Genomic DNA, 17,212 nt, shown 5'->3' with positions numbered 1-17,212 from the left:
CACCTTTTCAATTAATAACATTGCCATCAATAACAAGAGCACCGCGATGATTAAATTAGCCGCCAACCTTAGCATGCTGTTTAACGAGCATGATTTTATCGACCGCTTTGCCGCTGCTGCTGATGCGGGCTTTAAAGGCGTTGAGTATCTGTTTCCCTATGCCTTTACGGCCGACGATTTACAGCATGCTTTGAAGGACGCCCAGTTGGAGCAGGTACTGTTTAATCTACCACCGGGGGATTGGGAGGCGGGTGAGCGAGGCTTAGCGAGCCTGCCAGGCCGAGAAGGGGAATTTCGTGACTCTGTGGTTGAAGCGCTGCGTTATGCCGAAGCTCTAAGCTGCCCACGCGTGCATGCCATGGCGGGGCTGCTCCCGGAAGGCGCTGATGCAGCGACCCAGGCTGAGCACCTTGCGACCTACATCCGCAATCTCCGGTTTGCGGCGAGCGAGGCGGCGAAAGTCGGCCGAGATATCTTGATTGAGCCGATCAATACCCGCGATATGCCCGGCTTTTTCCTTTCGCGCCAAGCGCAAGCCATGGCGGTGCTGGAAGAGGTCGGCGCAGAAAACCTGAAGCTCCAATTTGATCTCTACCACTGCCAAATTATGGACGGCGACTTGATTCGTCATCTGGAGCGCCAGTTCAGTGCCATCGGTCATATTCAAATCGCGGGCGTGCCTGAGCGCCACGAGCCCAATGTAGGCGAGGTGCATTACCCCGCCATTTTCGAGCGCTTAAGCGCACTGGGGTATAGCGGCTGGATCGGCTGTGAGTATCGTCCCAGGGCAGATACTCGAACCGGTTTGGGCTGGGGCACAGCCTGGGGGCTAACCACTCACTGATTGGCCACGAGAAAATGACAATAACAACACGCCATAGGAGCAAAAGATGCATATAGCGATTACCGGCGCGGCTGGATTTCTCGGTCAGCGGCTAGTCCAACAGCTACTCGCACGTGGCGAGCTCCGTCAGCAGCCGATTACACAGTTAACGCTGATTGACCAGGTGGAGGCGCCGTTACCAGAGGCTGGAAACGTCCTCGTATCAGCGCTGGCGCTAGATATTACCGCGCCAGGCGCACTTGATAGCGTGCTCGATCAACGGCCTGACGTTATTTATCACTTAGCTGCAGTGGTTAGCTCAGCAGCAGAAGCCGATTTGGATCTTGGCATGCGAGTTAACTTCGATGCCACTCGGGCGCTGCTGGAAGGCTGCCGGGAGCATGGGCTGGCCGATACCCGTTTGATTATGGCCAGCTCGGTGGCGGCTTACGGTGGCGAGTTGCCGGAGGTGCTGGATGATATGACGGCGCTTCATCCACAGAATTCTTATGGCGCCCAAAAGGCCATGTGCGAGCTGCTTATTAACGATTACAGCCGCCGCGGATTGGTAGACGGCCTGGTGCTGCGATTACCGACCATTGTTATTCGCCCTGGTCGACCTAACGCCGCTGCGTCCAGCTTTGCTTCCAGTATTTTGCGTGAACCGTTAAATGGCGAAGACGCGATTTGCCCGGTGCCGGTCGAGCTTCCGATGTTTGTGATGTCGCCGGGTAAAGTGGTGGATGCGCTGATCCATGGCGCGGAAGTGCCAAGTGAGGCATTGGCACCTTTTCGAGCCTTTATGCTGCCGGGGATTACCGTCACGGTAGCTGACATGCTAGAAGCGCTGCGCGAAGCTGCGGGAGAGAAAGCGCTTGCGCGGGTGCGCCATGAGTCCGATCCACGCATCGAAGCCATTGTGGCTAGCTGGCCTGCTCAATTTGAAACCGCAAAAGCCAAGCAGCTTGGCTTTGTGGGTGACGACAACTTTAAGCAGATTATCGATGCGTTCGTTTCTGAATCATCGTGACTTTCCGTCCTATCGTTCGCGCTAGGAAACTGCCTGGGCGACCTCTACAGATGGGTAAGTTGCCCCAACGACCACCCTCACAACAACACAAAGAGGGCACTACAATGACTAAGCAACACGTTACACCGACATTGACACGCCAGGCGCTGGTAGCGGCGATTAGCACTATCGCCACTGCCGGTATTGCACTGCAAGCCCACGCCGCTACGGAGGTGAACCTGGGCCACACGCTCTCTTCCACCTCTCACTACTCGGTAGGCGCAGATGCGTTTAAGGCAACGCTGGAACGCCTGTCCGACGGCGAGTTTACCGTGACGGAACACACCTCGGGTTCACTCGGTGGCGAGCGGGAAATGATCGAAGGTTTGCAAATAGGCACTGTCGACGTGGTGATTACCTCGACGGGCCCGCTGGGCAACTTCGTTCCTGAAACCTATGTACTCGACCTGCCTTTCCTGTTTGAAAACTACGATCAGGCCCGCTGCGTGCTCGACAGTGAACTTGGTGATGAGCTGCTGGAAAAAATGGGTGACCACGACCTAGTGGGCTTGGCATGGACAGAAAATGGCTTCCGTCACCTGACCAATAGCCAGCGAGAAATCGCCACGCCAGCCGATGCCGAAGGTTTACGCGTGCGTACCATGGAGAACGCGGTGCATCAGGAGGCATTCCGTCAGATGGGTGCCCGACCCACGCCGATGGCCTTCCCTGAACTGTTTACCGCGCTCCAACAGGGCACTGTTGATGGCCAGGAAAACCCGATCACCGTTATCGTCGCCACCAACTTTTGGGAAGTCCAGGACTACCTGTCACTCACTGGGCATGTCTACTCCCCGGCTATCGTGCTGGGCTCGCCCATTTTGCTGGACGGCTTGAGCGATGAAGAGCGAGGTTGGTTTATGGAAGCCGCTGCAGCGTCTGCAGAAGCGACCCGTGAAGAGGTATCGCGTTTGGAGCGAGAAGGCGTAGCACTGCTGGAAGAAAACGGCATGACGGTAAAAACCGATATTGATGTCGCACCTTTCCAGGCAGCGGTTCAGCCTGCCTACGAGATATTTACTTCAGAGTACGGCACGGAAATGCTCGAGCGCATTCAGGAAAAAGCCAGCAGCTGTAACTAACACTGTCGAGCGCTTCTCCCACCTCGGCCTCCGCAAGCGCCGGAGGCCGCTTTGGCATGGTGATCTCTTATGCTAGCGGTATTTCTTCGTTTTGAGCACCAGTTAACCCGGCTTGCGATGCTGATCGCCGTGGCGATGCTGGCGATATCGGTGACGCTCAGTTTTTATCAGGTGCTCACTCGCTTTGTGTTTAACGCCCCCTCAACCTGGACGGAAGTCGCTTCCCGTGCGGCGATGATCTGGTGTGTGTTTATGGCGGCGGCTGCCACCTTTCGAGGCGGCTATATGATGGCGGTAGAGGTCGTTTATAAAGTCGTTCCAGCACGTTTTATAACGCTACTCGAAATAGCGATTGTACTCTGCAGCCTGCTGGTTCTCGGCGTACTGATCCATTACGGCATTCAAATGACCCTGCGTGTGAGCAATCAAACCATGTCCGGGATGAATATTTCGATGGCATGGGCGTATGCGGCGATACCGACAGGGTCGTTTTTTGCCATTGTGGCGGTGATTGCGCGATTACTGGCGCAGCTTAGCGGTCGGGAGAAAGTGGGGCCGGAGAATAGTGAAATAGTGCCTGAAGCCCAGGATGGGCAGCTTTCTGAAGGAGGGGCGAAGCCATGAATATGGTTATTGGCCTGTCGCTGATCATTCTATTTACCTTCGGTGTGCCGATTGCGATCTCGATTATTCTCGCCTCGATTATCGGCATCGAATTCTTTACCCGCCTGCCGCTGCTGTTGGTGCCACAGCAGATGTTTATCGGTATCGATAAATTTCCGCTGATGGCGATTCCATTTTTTATTCTGGCCGGCAACCTGATGGCCGCCGGGGGAATCTCACAGCGATTGGTGGACTTGGCAAAATCCATCGTTGGGCGCGTGCAGGGCGGGCTGGCTATGTCCTGCGTGCTGACCTGCATGATGTTTGCGGCGGTGTCTGGTTCCAGCGTGGCGACTACCTTTGCGATTGGCGCCATTTTGATTCCGGCCATGGTGAAGCATGGTTATCCCAAACCCTTGGCGGCCTCCATTCAGGCCTCATCCGCTGAGCTTGGGGTGCTTATTCCACCGTCGATTCCACTGATCCTATATGGCGTGAGTACCGATACCTCCATCGGCCAGCTGTTCCTCGCCGGTATTGGCCCTGGCATATTGATTGGCAGCGCGCTGATTATCTTTCTCTATCTGTTCTGCAAAGTTCGTGGCTACGGCAAAGACGACTACAAAGACAGCACCGGCTTTATGGTCTCGGTAAAGCGTGCCTGGGTGGCGATGTTGATGCCTGTGGTGGTTATCGGCGGTATCTATGGCGGGATATTTACCCCCACCGAAGCTTCCGCTGTGGCGGTATTTTTTGCTCTGATTGTGGGCGGTTTCTACTATCGCGAGCTGAAGCTGGATGACATGTGGCCGATTTTGCGCCAGAGCGTGATTTCTACTGCCGCCGTTATGTTGATTATTGCTGCCGCCTCGCTGTTTAGCTTTCTGCTCAGCCGCACAGGGCTGCCTGCGCAAATCGCCATCTTGGTCACCAACACTATCAATGACCCCATGATGTTTTTGTTGGTGGTCAATGCGTTGCTGCTGATCGTCGGTATGTTTATAGAAACGTCTGCTGCTATTTTGGTACTGGCACCGATCCTAACGCCGATAGCCATTCAGTTTGGTATTCACCCCGTCCACTTCGGCTTGGTCATGGTGGTCAACTTGGCGCTTGGCATGATTACCCCGCCGCTGGGCGTGAATCTGTTTGCTGCCTGTGCCGTCGCCAAAATATCGATTGATCAAATGCTGCCATGGTTGGTGCGCTTTGTGCTGGTCGTACTCGCGTGTTTGATGGCGATTACCTATATGCCTTGGATCTCCATGGGACTGGTGAATACTTTCTACGGTTAGAAAAGTCGTTATGTTAAGTGAACCCAACAATGACAATAAAAGGAGCGTTAAATGTCGTATTCAATGGCCTTGCCACCGCAGCAAGCACTGATCGGTGGTGAGTGGCTAGAAACGGCCGCTACCCTACAGATAGAGGCGCCTGCCACGGGAGAACCCCTGGCGCGTATTGCGCGCAGCCAGACTGAAGACGTTGATGCCGCGGTAAAGGCAGCACGGCATGCATTTGCCGGTCAGTTAGGTGAATGGGCCCGATGGTCTGCCCGGCAGCGCAGCGAATGGCTGCTGCGCTTTGCCGATGTGATCGAAGCGCACCACGAACAGCTGGCACAGCTTGAGTGTGGTGATACCGGTAAGCCGATGACCCAGGCCAAGGGTGATATTGCCGCCTGCGCACGCTATTTTCGCTTTTATGGCGGGGCGGCGGATAAGCTCCACGGTGAGACCATTCCCTTCGAAAACGACTTCGCTGTGATGACACTGCGCGAACCCTACGGCGTATGCGCGCAAATTATTCCCTGGAATTATCCTTCCCAGATATTTGGCCGCTGTGTGGCAGCGGCATTAGCGGCAGGCAATACCATCGTGCTAAAACCCGCCGAAGATGCCTGTTTGAGCGTGCTGCGTTTGGCAGAGCTGGCCGTGGCTCATGGCCTGCCTGCCGGGGCACTTAATGTGGTGCCTGGGCTTGGCTATGAAGCAGGCGCCGCGCTTGCTGCCCATCCCAACATTGACCATCTCTCGTTTACCGGCTCGCCAGAAACGGGCACCCATGTTGCCCAAGCCGCCGCGCAGCACCATGTGCCGGTGACGTTGGAGTTGGGAGGCAAATCGCCTCAGCTTGTATTTGCCGATGCGGATCTCGACGCTGCGCTGCCAGCGGTGGTGCGTGGGATTATTCAGAACGCCGGGCAGACCTGTTCAGCGGGCAGCCGCCTGCTGGTTCAGCGTGACATCGCCGATAGCGTGGTAGCGAATCTTTGCGAGCGCTTCGCCGCTCTGCGCTGTGATGCGGGGGAAGCGGATGCGGACTGTGGCCCGCTGATCAATGCGCGTCAAAAAGCCAAGCTGGAAGCGCGCCTGACGGCCGCCGAAGCCGATGGTATCCGCGTGGCGGCAAAAGGCCAGTTAGCGCCAAGCGCACCGGCGGGCGGTCATTTTGTGTTGCCCCAGCTGTTGATCGATATTCCTGAAGGCCATGAAGTGCTGCGCGAAGAGCTATTTGGTCCGGTGCTAGTAGTGCAGGTGTTTGATGATGAGGCCGAAGCGCTTGCCCTCGCCAATGCCACTGATTTTGGTCTATGTGCAGGTGTCTGGACGCGGGATGGCGGGCGTCAGCTACGCCTAGCCAAAGGTATTCGCAGTGGCCAGGTATTTATTAACAACTACGGCGCCGCCGGTGGTGTTGAGTTACCTTTCGGTGGCGTTGGCCGCTCCGGTCATGGTCGTGAGAAGGGCTTTGAAGGGCTGCGTAGCTACACACGGATTAAAACTGTAGCGATTAAACATTAACGAGTGCTTCACTTGTAAGGAGATAACAATGACAACATCACGCCAGGTAGGCATCGTCGGTGTGGGCCTAATGGGCCATGGGATTGCCAGCAGTCTGCTCCGCGCAGGCCATCAGATCAGCTTTCTTGAGCACCCAGGCAATCAGCCGGTGGATGACTTGCTGGAAGCCGGTGCCACCATGCTAAGTTCGGGGCGAGAAGTAGCGCAAAACGCTGAGGTGGTGATTCTGTGCGTCACCGGCTCACCCCAGGTAGAGGCCGTGCTGTTTGAACCCAACGGCGTATTGGAAGGGTTAAAGGCAGGTGGTGTGGTAGTGGACTGCTCTACAGCATTGCCCAGCTCAACTGAAAAAGTGGCTACCAGAGTCACCGTAGCGGGCGGGCGCTTTATGGACGCGGCCATGACGCGCACGCCCAAAGAAGCGGCGGAAGGGCGGCTCAACTTGATCGTCGGCGCACCGAAGGCGCTGTTTAATGAAACGCTGCCGCTACTACAAGGCTTTGCCGAAAATATTGCCCATGCGGGCGATGTGGGCGCGGGCCACACGCTAAAACTGCTGCATAACTTTGTTTCGCTGGGGTTTTCGGCGGTCTTGGCCGAGGCCACGGCGGCATCTCGCAAAGCAGGCATTAGCGATACCGCCTTGTTAGAAGTGCTGGGGGCCGGTGGCGGCGGAGGGGTAGTGTTAGAACGCCTGCGTCCCTATATTGCTGAAAACGATCCTTCAGGCTTTAAGTTTAGCGTTGCCAATGCCAGCAAAGACCTGGGTTACTACCACACGATGACCGAAGATCTCGCCGTAGAGGGAGGTATCGCTGAAGCCGTTCGCAACCTGTATACATCGGTTGAAGATCAAAGCCTTCCAATACCCGCGCTAATCGGTGTGCTTGAGCGGCGTTAAGATAGAGAATGGCTCAACCGTTGTTATCTCGGCTGGGTTTCCCATACGCCGCCAAAAACACATCCACGGCGCTGCTGATTTGGCGGTGAAGCTCTTCATCGCTGGGCGGCGGACGCACGCCCATGCGGACTTCTGTGACCAGCGTGCCCTGCCACATGCTGCACAGTTGGTCGGCGGCAGATTGAGGTGCGGTAAGCGTTAAGTGCCCGCTGTTGGCTAACCCCTCCAATTTCTCCTGAAGCCACTGTTTAGTGGCCCAGGGGCCTGCCTCGAAATACGCCCGTAGCAGCTCCGGGTACTGCTCGCCCTGGGCGGTCATTACCCGTTCAACCGCCAGCACATGGGGCTCTAATAAAAAGCGCACCAGGCTTAAACCGACCTCGATCAGCGATTGGCGCACCGCCCTGTGGGTGTCGGGCAGTTTATCCAACCCGCGGCGGATGATGGTGGTTTCACGCCGGATCACACTGCCAAACAGGGCCTCTTTGGTTACAAAATGGCCGTACACGGTGACTTTGGAAACCCCCGCTTCTCGGGCAACGGCTTCCATCGTTACCCCCTCTAAGCCATGGCGAAAAAACAGGCTTGTCGCCGCATCCATCATGGCATTCCGTTTAGCCATATCTTTAGGTCGGCCAGCGCGGCGTGTTGGTTCCGGCGATGTATGTTGAGAATCTGTCATCCAGTGCAATCCGTGCCCATCGAGTAAATAAATATTGAACGTACGCGTACAGGTATTATAGTGGACGGTATCGTTCAAGAATAAACCATTTCGAGGCCATTATGGTTAGGTTATTAGCGTCTTCTTGGCGCCACCGACTACGCGGCACGTTGGCGGCGCTGCTGATGATAGGTGTCACACTGGTGGCGGTGTTTTTCCTGACCAGCCAGCGCAGCAGTGCTCAGCAGGCCCGCCAGCAAGGCGCTGATAACGCCCTACTGCAGGTGGCGACCGAAGCCCTGGAACAGTCTGAACAGCTGCAGCGGGAGGTGCGCTTAACCGGGCGTGTGGTGGCGCGCCAGTCAGTATCACTGGCGTTCGAACCCGCGGGGCGGGTCACTGCTGTGTCCGCCGACAGAGGCGATGCGGTTGAGCAAGGGGATGTGCTGGCCACGCTGGATACCCGCCGATTAGAGAGCCGCTTGGCGGAGGTCGCCGCGCGCAGTGAAGAAGCCCGTGCCAGCCTCGCCCTTGCCCAGCGACAGGAGGAGCGTGAGGCGCAGCTAAACCAGAATAACTTTGCCAGCCGTACCGCACTGGATCAGGCCCGTACCGATCGGCTAACCCTTCAGGCTCAACTTGCGGCGCTGGCTGCCGAGCGCGATAGCCTGACCGCCGATTTAGATGACAGCACATTACAAGCGCCCTTTACCGGACGGGTGATCGAGCGCCATGTCAGTGTCGGCAGTCTGGTGAGTAGCGGCACGTCGGCTTTCGATCTTATCGATATCGAGCAGTTAGAAGCGCATCTTGGCCTACCTGCCGCGCTAGCTGCCACGTTTACCCCAGGCGAGGCCGTTGAACTGAGTGTCAATGGCGAGTCGATCCACGCAGAGGTGCGTGCCCGGCTGCCCCAGGTTGACAGCGACAGCCGTACCCAGACGCTGGTGGTATCGCTGGGTGAGCCCGGCAGCGCCGTGCCCGGCGATTTGGCAGAACTGCGCTACACGATCACCGAGCCCGCAAGCGGCTACTGGGTGCCTTTGGATTCCCTGCAAGCCGCTGAACGCGGCCTATGGAACGTATTGGTGGCCGAGCCGCTAGAAAATGATCACTACCGTGTGGCCCAGGCCAGCGTGGAACTGCTGCACAGCGAAGGCGAGCAAGCCTTTGTGCGCGGTACGCTAGCGCCGGGTATGCGGCTGATTACCAGCGGCACCCACCGGATTACCCCAGGGCAGCAGGTCACGTTGAGCGAGGAAGTGGCCAATGAAGCGCCTTGAGTGGTTATTTAACCGACGACTGTTAGCGCTCGCGCTGGGCCTTCTTGTGGTCGCCGGGCTGTCGGCCATTCAAACCTTGCCACGTGCGGAGGATCCTCACTTGGTAGCGCGCATGGCGACCGTATTAGCGACTTTTCCGGGTGCCACCCCAGAACAGGTCGAAGCCTTGGTGGCGCGCCCCATTGAGGATGAGCTACGCACCATCGCCGAAATTAACGTGCTGGAATCCACCTCACGCCAAGGCATTGCGGTGATTAGCCTTGAGCTCGAGGACGCGGTGACTAACGTAACGCCGGTGTGGAGTCGCGTGCGTGACAAGCTGGCCGACGTTGCGCCTACACTGCCTGATGGCGTGCAAACGCCAGAGCTACTGGATGACCGGGGCTACGCGTTTAGCATCGTGGCCGCGCTGCGCTGGACATTGGACGCCCCACCCAATCCCCAACTGATGGAGCGCTACGCCGAGCGTTTGGAAGCAGCGTTTCGAAACGTCCCTGGCACGGAGTATACCCACCGTTTCGGCGTGGCGGGGGAGCAGGTAGAGGTGAGCGTTAACCCGCTTGAGCTGAACGCCTTGGGGCTCTCGGTTGGGCAGTTAGCAGCCACCATTGAGGCAAGCGACGGTCGGCGTACCGCTGGTGAAGTGGTTACCGACGGCCACCGGCTAACGGTGGGGCTAAGCGGTGAGTTCGATGCGCTTGATAGGCTGCGCGATATAGAAGTGGCGACTCGCCAGGGGCAAACCGTCAGGCTTGGCGAGTTGGCTGAACTACGCCGCGGCGTACAAGACCCCCCAGCTGCGGTGGCACTGCTAAACGGCGAGCGTGCGGTGTTTGTCGGCGCACGTATGGCGCCCGGCCAGCGAATTGATCGCTGGGTGGAACAAGCCCAGCAGCAGTTGTCGGCGTTTGCCGACGAGCTACCGATTGGTATCGCGGTTGAAGAAGTCTTCGAGCAAGCCAGTTACACCAATCAGCGTTTGAGTGACGTGGCAGTTAGCCTATTGATAGGGCTGGTGCTGGTGGTGGCGATCTTGTTCCTTACCATGGGCTGGCGCTCGGCGGTGACAGTGGGACTGGCGATTCCCGCCACGGCTCTGCTGACCCTGGCGTTCTTCAAACCGCTGGGTATCGATATCCACCAGATGAGCATTACCGGCATTATTGTGGCCCTGGGGTTGATGGTCGATAACGCCATTGTGATGACCAACGCCCTGCGCGAGCGTTTTTTGAAAGGCGATTCAGCGCTGGCCGCTACCCGGGACACACTGCGCCACTTAGCCGTGCCGCTGCTGGCCAGTACCTTAACCACCATTCTGGCGTTTATGCCGATTGTGTTGATGCCAGGCCCTGCGGGGGAGTTCGTAGGCCCCTTGGCCATGGCGGTGATGGTTGCGCTGGTAAGCTCTTATCTGGTCTCGTTGCTGCTGGTGCCAGCACTGTCACCCATGCTGTTAGCCAAGGTTGCTGACAAACCTCCAGCGCCAACCGAAAGCGGCATCAGCTATAGGGTTAAGCGCGGTTTTCGCCGAACGGTACGTAGCGCGCTGCGTCATCCTTGGGCCGCGATGATCATTACCTTGTGCGTGCCGGTGGGTGGCATGGCGCTGATGCCTACACTGGACGTGGCGTTTTTCCCACCCGCAGACCGCGATCAGTTTCATATAGAGGTGCGCTTGCCTCCTGCCAGCAGTATGGCCAACAGCGAAGCCCTGGCCCATGAGGTCGAGGCGATGATTCGTGAGCTGCCGGGCATCACCCGCGTCTCGGCGTTTGTCGGTGAAAGCGCGCCGATGATGTACTACAACGTGCTTACCAATGAGGATAACAACCCGGCGTTTTTGCACCTGGTAGTAGACACAACATCTTTGCAGGCCACTAATCAACGAGTACCCGCCCTGCAGCAGGCGCTTGATCAGCGGTTCCCCCAGGCACAAAGCGTAGTGCGCAAGTATGAACAGGGGCCCCCGTTTAAAGCCCCAATTGAACTTCGTGTCTATGGCGATGATCTAGCGGTGCTGTCATCGCTGGGGCTTGAGTTGGCGGGGCTCATGCACGAACTGCCGCAAGTCACCCATGTGCGGGCGGGCATGCAGCGTGATTTGCCCAGGTTAACCCTGGATATCGACCATACTGCATTGAGTGATGTTGGGCTGACGCCGCAGCGGTTAGCGGAACAAGTGGGTGCCGCGCTCTCGGGACAATCGGCAGGCATGCTGCTGGAGGATACTCAGCAACTGCCGGTGCGGGTACGCTACGCCGATGAGTGGCGCACTAACGCCGAGCAGTTGGCGGCGCTGCGCTTGGTCAGCGACCAATTAGCGGAGGGCCTGCCACTGGCGGCGGTGGCGGAGGTGTCGCTCATGCCTGCCTGGAGTGTGATTACCCGCCGTAACGCGGAACGGGTTCAGTTGGTGCAAGGGTACCTGGTGGCTGACGCTTTGCCAGCGGTCTCTATGGCTCAACTAGATGGCAAGCTTCAGGCGGCGTTGGACTCGGGGGCGTTTCAATTGCCACGGGGCTACCGTATTGAAACCGGTGGTGAAGCTGCCGAGCGTGATGAAGCCGTGGGCCAGCTGCTTGCTTCGGTGGTGTTGCTAGTCATCGCCATGGTAGCCACCGTGGTGTTGGCCTTTAACTCCTTCCGGCGGGCCGCCATCGTCTTTATAGCCGGAGCCCAGGCAATGGGGATGGGCATTGTCGCGCTGCTACTCAGCGGGCATGCGTTTGGCTTTGTGATTATCGTTGGTATTATGGGCTTGGTGGGGGTAGCGATTAATGCCACCATTATCATTATTGCCGCCTTGGATGACGATGAAGCCGCCCGCCGAGGCGACATTGACGCCATGCTGGCGGTGATCAGTGGCCCCACCAGCCGACATATCGTTTCGACCACGATCACTACCTTTGCTGGTTTAATACCGCTAATGGTGGCTTCCGGCGGTCTTTGGCCACCATTCGCGCAAACGGTTGGTTTTGGTCTACTCTTAGCGACGCTAGTATCGTTCTTCTTTACGCCAGCGCTTTATCGGCTGTGGATATCGAGATCTGCTGACGTTTAACACCATGACATCACGACTATTTTACAAGGATGAGTAAATAGCATGTTTCAGCACTATGCGAGACCGGGGCAGGACGCCGATGGTGAGGAGCCAGGCCATGCGGTGGCAATTCTTAGCGTTCAAGGAAGCTCACCTGGGGCTCATATTGTCGACGTCAATACGGATTATCAGCGGTTATGGGGTGGCAGTCGTGAAGACTGGCTGGGTGCGTCGCCCATTATCGTTCAGCAAGAGGCAGCCAACCGGCAAATTTTTGACCAACTGCACGATGCGTTGAATCCCTTACTCAATAATGCGGAAACTTTTTTCGAAGGCATTGGTGGGCTGGAGGTAAACCGCCGTCACGATGGGTCGCGTCGATATGTTGAATGGCGAATCACGGCGATGGGCGTGCGTCATAATGACAGCATTACACTAGTGTTAACCCAGCGCGATGTGACCAAGCAGATGGAGAAAGAGGCGCAGCTTGAACGGCTAGCAACCACCGATATGTTAACGGGGCTAGTTAACAGGTCTCAGTTTGATGCGGTACTGAAAAGCGAAGTCAACCGCCAATCCCGCTACGCTCGACCACTCGCTTTAATCATGCTGGATATCGATTTCTTTAAAAACATTAACGATAGCTATGGCCACGATGTCGGTGACCAAGTGCTGGTCGAGCTTGCCCATTTGCTTAAGCGCAATCTACGTAAAGCGGATTGTTGCGCACGCTGGGGGGGTGAAGAGTTTATGTTACTAGCCCCTGAAACCTCCCTTGAGCAGGCAGTGCGGCTAGCAGAAAAAGTGCGTGCCGCCATTAAACATACCGATTTTCCTATTCAAGGCGGTGTTACGGCCAGTTTTGGTGTTGTGGAGGTTTATTCGCAAGAATCGATTAAAAACGTCATGAAGCGAGTGGATAACGCCCTTTACCTCGCGAAAGAGGAAGGGCGCGATCAAGTTTCAACGGGTGGTTTATTACCCTCTGTTAAGCAAGCTTAATCTTGGTCGCGATCAATGGCGAACGGTGACCACGCCTGACGAACGGTCATAATTTCTAAACGGTTGATGTTGATATGGTCGGGCAGGGTCGCCAAGTAGTAAAGTTGCTCGGCAATATCTTCCGCCTGGAGTGGCGTGGTGCCGCGGTAAAGCGCATCAGAGGCGGCCTGGTTGCCTTTGGTTCTAACCAGTGTGAACTCGGTTTCCGCCATGCCGGGTGCAAGATCGGTGACGCGCACACCGGTACCTAACAGGTCGCAGCGTAGGTTATAGCTGAATTGCTGCACAAAGGCTTTGGAGGCGCCATACACATGCCCGCCCGGGTACGGCCACTGCCCCGCCACCGAGCCAAGATTAAGAATACTCGCTCCTTTGCCGGTTTTAAGTAGCAGTGGCAGCGCCGCGTGAGTCACGTTGACCAAGCCCGTGATATTGGTATCGATCATGGTGTGCCAATCTTCCAGCGCCACCTTTTGTGCCGGTTCCGGCGCCAGGGCTAAGCCCGCATTGTTGATCAAGCAAGTCAGCGGTAAAAATTCTTCTGGCAGGTTGCTGATAGCACTTGTGACTGCTTCGCTATCGCGTACATCAAGCGCCAGCGTTAGCACAGGCACTTGTTTGGAAAGCTCTTCCTCTAGTGCTTTTAGGCGCTCTTCACGACGGCCCGTTAGAATTAACGACCAACCTGCTTTGGCAAAGCGCTGCGCTGCCGCTTTACCAAACCCCGAAGTAGCTCCCGTGATAAGTACGCTAGGCATTGCACTATCTCCATGTTAGTTAATGCTTAATAGGGCGACATTGCCCATGATTGTTTCACTGTAAGCAACGTTGGCCCAAGCCATTAGGGCCAGTTAACAACAGCCGATGTGACATTGTCTGTCCCGTTGATGCGTTGCGACTGGCCCTACAGCCTCAAGGATCAAACTCACTAGGCTGGCAAGCACACTATTTGCTAATGGATTAAACAGGGTGCCTGCCATGAATGCCACTATTGCTGCTTCTTATCCACCCACCCAAGATGTGGATAACCGCTATGTACACGGCTTGGATCGCCAGTATGTGTTCCATTCTTGGGCCCAGCAAGGCAGTTTAGATCCCATGGTTATCGCGGGCGCTGAAGGTTGCCGCGTTTGGGACTATGCGGGACATTCGTATTTGGATTTTAGTAGCCAGCTGGTTAATACCAACATCGGCCATCAGCATCCTAAAGTGGTGAGTGCGATTCAGGCCCAGGCGGCAAGCCTGTGCACCATCGCGCCGGCCCATGCCAATTTAGCCCGCGGGGAGGCGGCTAAGCGCATCATCGCCAAAGCCCCCGCAGGCTTTAGCAAGGTGTTTTTTACCAATGCAGGTGCGGATGCCAATGAAAACGCCATTCGCATGGCTCGGCTGTATACCGGGCGAAGCAAAATACTCTCCGCCTACCGTTCCTATCACGGCAACACCGGTTCAGCGATTGCCGCCACCGGTGACTGGCGGCGCGTACCTAACGAGTATGCCAGCGGGCACGTCCACTTCTTCAACCCCTACCTTTATCGCAGCGAGTTCTGGGCGCGGGATGAAGATGAAGAGTGTGAGCGGGCGTTAACCCATCTACGCCGGGTGATTGAGTGCGAAGGTGCCAACGCCGTCGCCGCCATTCTGCTCGAAACCATTCCCGGTACCGCAGGGGTGCTATTACCGCCCAAGGCCTACCTGCAGGGCGTTAGGCAACTTGCCGACGAGTTCGGTATCGTGCTGATTCTCGATGAAGTGATGGCTGGTTTTGGCCGAACGGGCCGTTGGTTTGCCTTTGAGCATTACGACATGGCGCCGGATTTGATTGTGTTCGCCAAAGGGGTCAACTCCGGCTACGTACCTGCCGGTGGGGTGATTATTTCAGAATCTATTTCACACTACTTCGATGATCACTTTTTTGTCGGCGGTCTAACCTATTCCGGCCACCCCTTGGCCATGGCGGCGATAGTCGCGACCCTGGACGCCATGGACGAAGAGGGCATCGTCGAAAATGCCGATAGTATCGGTAACGGCTTGTTAGCAGAAGGATTGCAGCAGCTTGCCGAGCGCCATGCGGTGATCGGCGACTGGCGTGGCTTGGGCGTTTTTCACGCTCTGGAACTGGTCAGCGACCCGGTACGCAAAACGCCGCTGCCCGGGGCTGAAGTGCTGAGGCTCAAGCAGCAATTGATGGAGCAGGGCTTGCTGGTGTTTACCGTCGAGAACCGCATTCATGTCGTGCCGCCATGCATTGTGTCGGCGGCCGAGGTGGAAGAGGGGTTAGCAATTCTTGAACGCGTGTTTGAAGGTTACGCGTTACCTAACTGCTAATAAGTTACTTAAGTACTTAAAGCGTTATCGTAGGCGAGGCCCAGGCGCTGTATGCCTGGGTCAATACGCTCCCGTTCGATAGCGCCAAACCCCAAGCGGAAAAAGCGCCGCGGCGGGGCGGCATCGAAGAAGTGTTGAAAGCCGGGTTCAATCAACACACCACGTTGAGCGGCATGCCAGGCCAACCGCTGGGTATCGATGCTGGCGTCTGCTTCCAGCCAGAAGGCGCTGGAGCGATTGCTGCTATGGCTTCGGCAGCCAGGCAAGGCCTGTTCAATGGCGAGGCGCATGGCATCGCGGCGCTGATCGATCTCTTCCACATGCAGCTTGAGATAGCGCTCGTAATAGCCTTGGGAAATAAACTGCGCCAGTTGATGCTGCAACGCCGCAGGTGGGTGGCGGTACATCATGCGGCGCAGTGCGCGTAGTTCGTCAATCAACTCTGCATCCGCGACCACGTAACCCATACGCAGCCCAGGTGAGAGTGCTTTGGATAAGCTTCCCATATAGATAATCCGCGCACTCTGGGCACTGGCTTTAAGCGCGGGCAGCGCAAACTGGTCGCCGTGAATCTCGGCGTCGTAGTCATCCTCAATCACGATTTGGTCGCGGTAGGGGAGTTGGGCCAATAGCGCCTCGCGTCTCTCACGGCTCATGGTCACGCCCGTGGGAACCTGATGGCTGGGCATCACATACAGATAGTCACACTGCTGAGAGCCCTCAAGGCACATGCCGTCTGCATCCACGGTTTGGAACTGCAGGCTAGCGCCGCGCTGGGCAAATACATTCATCGCCTCGCGGTAACCCGGTGACTCCAGGGCCACGCTCGTTCCCCGATGGCAAAGCAGTTGCGCAATCAAATAGAGCGCATTTTGCGTTCCCATGGTGATCAGTATCTCTTCCGGTCGGGCAAAAATACCTCGACGCGGCAAAATACGCTTACGCAGTTGCTCAATGAGTAAAGGGTCATCCTGATCAATGCGGTCGCGCAGCCACGGTTTATCGCGCTGGGAGCTTAATAAACGCCGGGACACATCGCGCCATTGGGCAAGCGGGAACAGACGCGTATCTAACTGGCCATAAATAAACGGATAGGCATATTCCGACCAATTGCCGGGTTTGAGAATACCTTGGTAGTTAGTAGGGCGCTGGGAAATACGTTTGTGCCAGTTTGGTGCAGTGGTTGAGGCGCTACTGCTCTCCGTCATTGCGGTTAAAGAGGCATTTAGTCCTGATTGAGGCTCATTATAATCAGGGTGTAAGTAATAACCGCTACGTGGGCGACTAACCAGATAGCCATCTTCGACCAGCTTTTCGTAAACAATCGCTACCGTATTACGCGAAATACCCAGCTGTTGGGAAAGCTTGCGGCAGGAGGGGAGCGCGTCCTCGGTGGGTAAGCTGCCCGTGCGAATGGCTTCTAACAGCGTTTTACGCAGCTGTTCTTGCAGGCAAGGGGCAGCGTTAGGGTCGACCTCAAGACACAGCGTAGTCATGCACTCCTCCTCTTTAGATTATCCCCCTCTCTTTAAGCCAAGCATCTTTCATGCCAGTTTTAGGGTGCCCAGCTGTCCTTTTAATTTAAGCCAACTGGCTCTAATCGGGAGGAGGATAAA

General features: G+C 56.5%; 14 protein-coding genes. 11 read left to right on the top strand and 3 right to left on the bottom strand.

Translation table 11 applies throughout. The annotated features are described in order from the left end of the window. Positions 1-46: 46 nt before the first annotated feature. The 7 genes from otnI (at position 47) to J7J49_RS11765 (ending at position 7,282) form a co-directional block, all read left to right on the top strand. A complete protein-coding gene (otnI, locus tag J7J49_RS11795) occupies positions 47-844 on the top strand; it encodes a 2-oxo-tetronate isomerase (protein WP_215092789.1) in 798 nt (265 codons plus the stop codon). A gap of 46 nt (positions 845-890) precedes the next feature. Beyond that, a complete protein-coding gene (gene denD / locus J7J49_RS11790) occupies positions 891-1,853 on the top strand; it encodes a D-erythronate dehydrogenase (RefSeq protein ID WP_215092787.1) in 963 nt (320 codons plus the stop codon). Between the two features lie 104 nt (positions 1,854-1,957). Next, on the top strand, positions 1,958-2,974 hold the full coding sequence (locus J7J49_RS11785; RefSeq protein ID WP_215092785.1) for a TRAP transporter substrate-binding protein: 1,017 nt from the start codon (positions 1,958-1,960) through the stop codon (positions 2,972-2,974). A 69-nt stretch (positions 2,975-3,043) separates the two neighbouring features. Beyond that, on the top strand, positions 3,044-3,598 hold the full coding sequence (locus J7J49_RS11780; protein ID WP_215092783.1) for a TRAP transporter small permease: 555 nt from the start codon (positions 3,044-3,046) through the stop codon (positions 3,596-3,598). Further along, positions 3,595-4,872 (top strand): TRAP transporter large permease, encoded by a 1,278-nt coding sequence (locus tag J7J49_RS11775; RefSeq protein WP_215092781.1) that lies wholly within the window; start codon positions 3,595-3,597, stop codon positions 4,870-4,872. Before J7J49_RS11780 ends, J7J49_RS11775 begins: the two co-directional genes overlap by 4 nt. Before the next feature lie 51 nt (positions 4,873-4,923). Beyond that, positions 4,924-6,381, top strand: coding sequence for an aldehyde dehydrogenase family protein (locus J7J49_RS11770; RefSeq protein WP_215092780.1), 1,458 nt, complete (start codon positions 4,924-4,926; stop codon positions 6,379-6,381). 28 nt (positions 6,382-6,409) lie between these two features. Next, complete coding sequence (locus J7J49_RS11765) at positions 6,410-7,282, top strand: NAD(P)-dependent oxidoreductase (RefSeq protein WP_215092778.1); 873 nt, start codon at positions 6,410-6,412, stop codon at positions 7,280-7,282. 13 nt (positions 7,283-7,295) lie between these two features. On the opposite strand, the gene J7J49_RS11760 is transcribed toward J7J49_RS11765, so the two are convergent. Further along, entirely contained in the window at positions 7,296-7,964 is a 669-nt protein-coding gene (locus tag J7J49_RS11760; RefSeq protein WP_215092776.1) for a TetR/AcrR family transcriptional regulator, read from the bottom strand. Between the two features lie 101 nt (positions 7,965-8,065). Between J7J49_RS11760 and J7J49_RS11755 the strand changes: the two genes are divergently transcribed. From J7J49_RS11755 to J7J49_RS11745, 3 genes are read left to right on the top strand one after another with little or no spacing between them, the layout of a single operon-like run. Beyond that, positions 8,066-9,226 (top strand): efflux RND transporter periplasmic adaptor subunit, encoded by a 1,161-nt coding sequence (locus J7J49_RS11755; RefSeq protein WP_215092774.1) that lies wholly within the window; start codon positions 8,066-8,068, stop codon positions 9,224-9,226. After that, positions 9,213-12,287 carry an efflux RND transporter permease subunit gene (locus J7J49_RS11750; RefSeq protein WP_215092771.1) on the top strand — a complete coding sequence of 1,025 codons (3,075 nt, stop codon included), beginning with the start codon at positions 9,213-9,215 and terminating at the stop codon, positions 12,285-12,287. The genes J7J49_RS11755 and J7J49_RS11750 overlap by 14 nt, the downstream gene beginning before the upstream one ends. A gap of 42 nt (positions 12,288-12,329) precedes the next feature. Next, entirely contained in the window at positions 12,330-13,268 is a 939-nt protein-coding gene (locus tag J7J49_RS11745; protein ID WP_215092769.1) for a GGDEF domain-containing protein, read from the top strand. Here J7J49_RS11745 and J7J49_RS11740 read toward each other — a convergent pair. Beyond that, positions 13,265-14,026, bottom strand: a complete 762-nt coding sequence (locus tag J7J49_RS11740) for an SDR family NAD(P)-dependent oxidoreductase (protein ID WP_215092767.1) — start codon at positions 14,024-14,026, stop codon at positions 13,265-13,267. The genes J7J49_RS11745 and J7J49_RS11740 overlap by 4 nt on opposite strands. A gap of 220 nt (positions 14,027-14,246) precedes the next feature. Here J7J49_RS11740 and J7J49_RS11735 point away from each other — a divergent pair, with 220 nt between their 5' ends. Beyond that, positions 14,247-15,596: an aspartate aminotransferase family protein gene (locus J7J49_RS11735; protein WP_251048267.1), complete on the top strand. Its 1,350-nt coding sequence runs from the start codon at positions 14,247-14,249 to the stop codon at positions 15,594-15,596. 8 nt (positions 15,597-15,604) lie between these two features. Here J7J49_RS11735 and pdxR read toward each other — a convergent pair whose 3' ends face one another. Then, positions 15,605-17,092, bottom strand: a complete 1,488-nt coding sequence (gene pdxR, locus J7J49_RS11730) for a MocR-like pyridoxine biosynthesis transcription factor PdxR (protein WP_215092763.1) — start codon at positions 17,090-17,092, stop codon at positions 15,605-15,607. Positions 17,093-17,212 lie beyond the last annotated feature (120 nt).

Origin of the sequence: Halomonas sp. ISL-56 (genome assembly GCF_018612805.1) — a bacterium.
GTDB lineage: Bacteria > Pseudomonadota > Gammaproteobacteria > Pseudomonadales > Halomonadaceae > Vreelandella.
The sequence above is the reverse complement of the archived record's forward strand: the minus strand, read 5'-3'. Positions and strand labels throughout refer to the sequence as shown.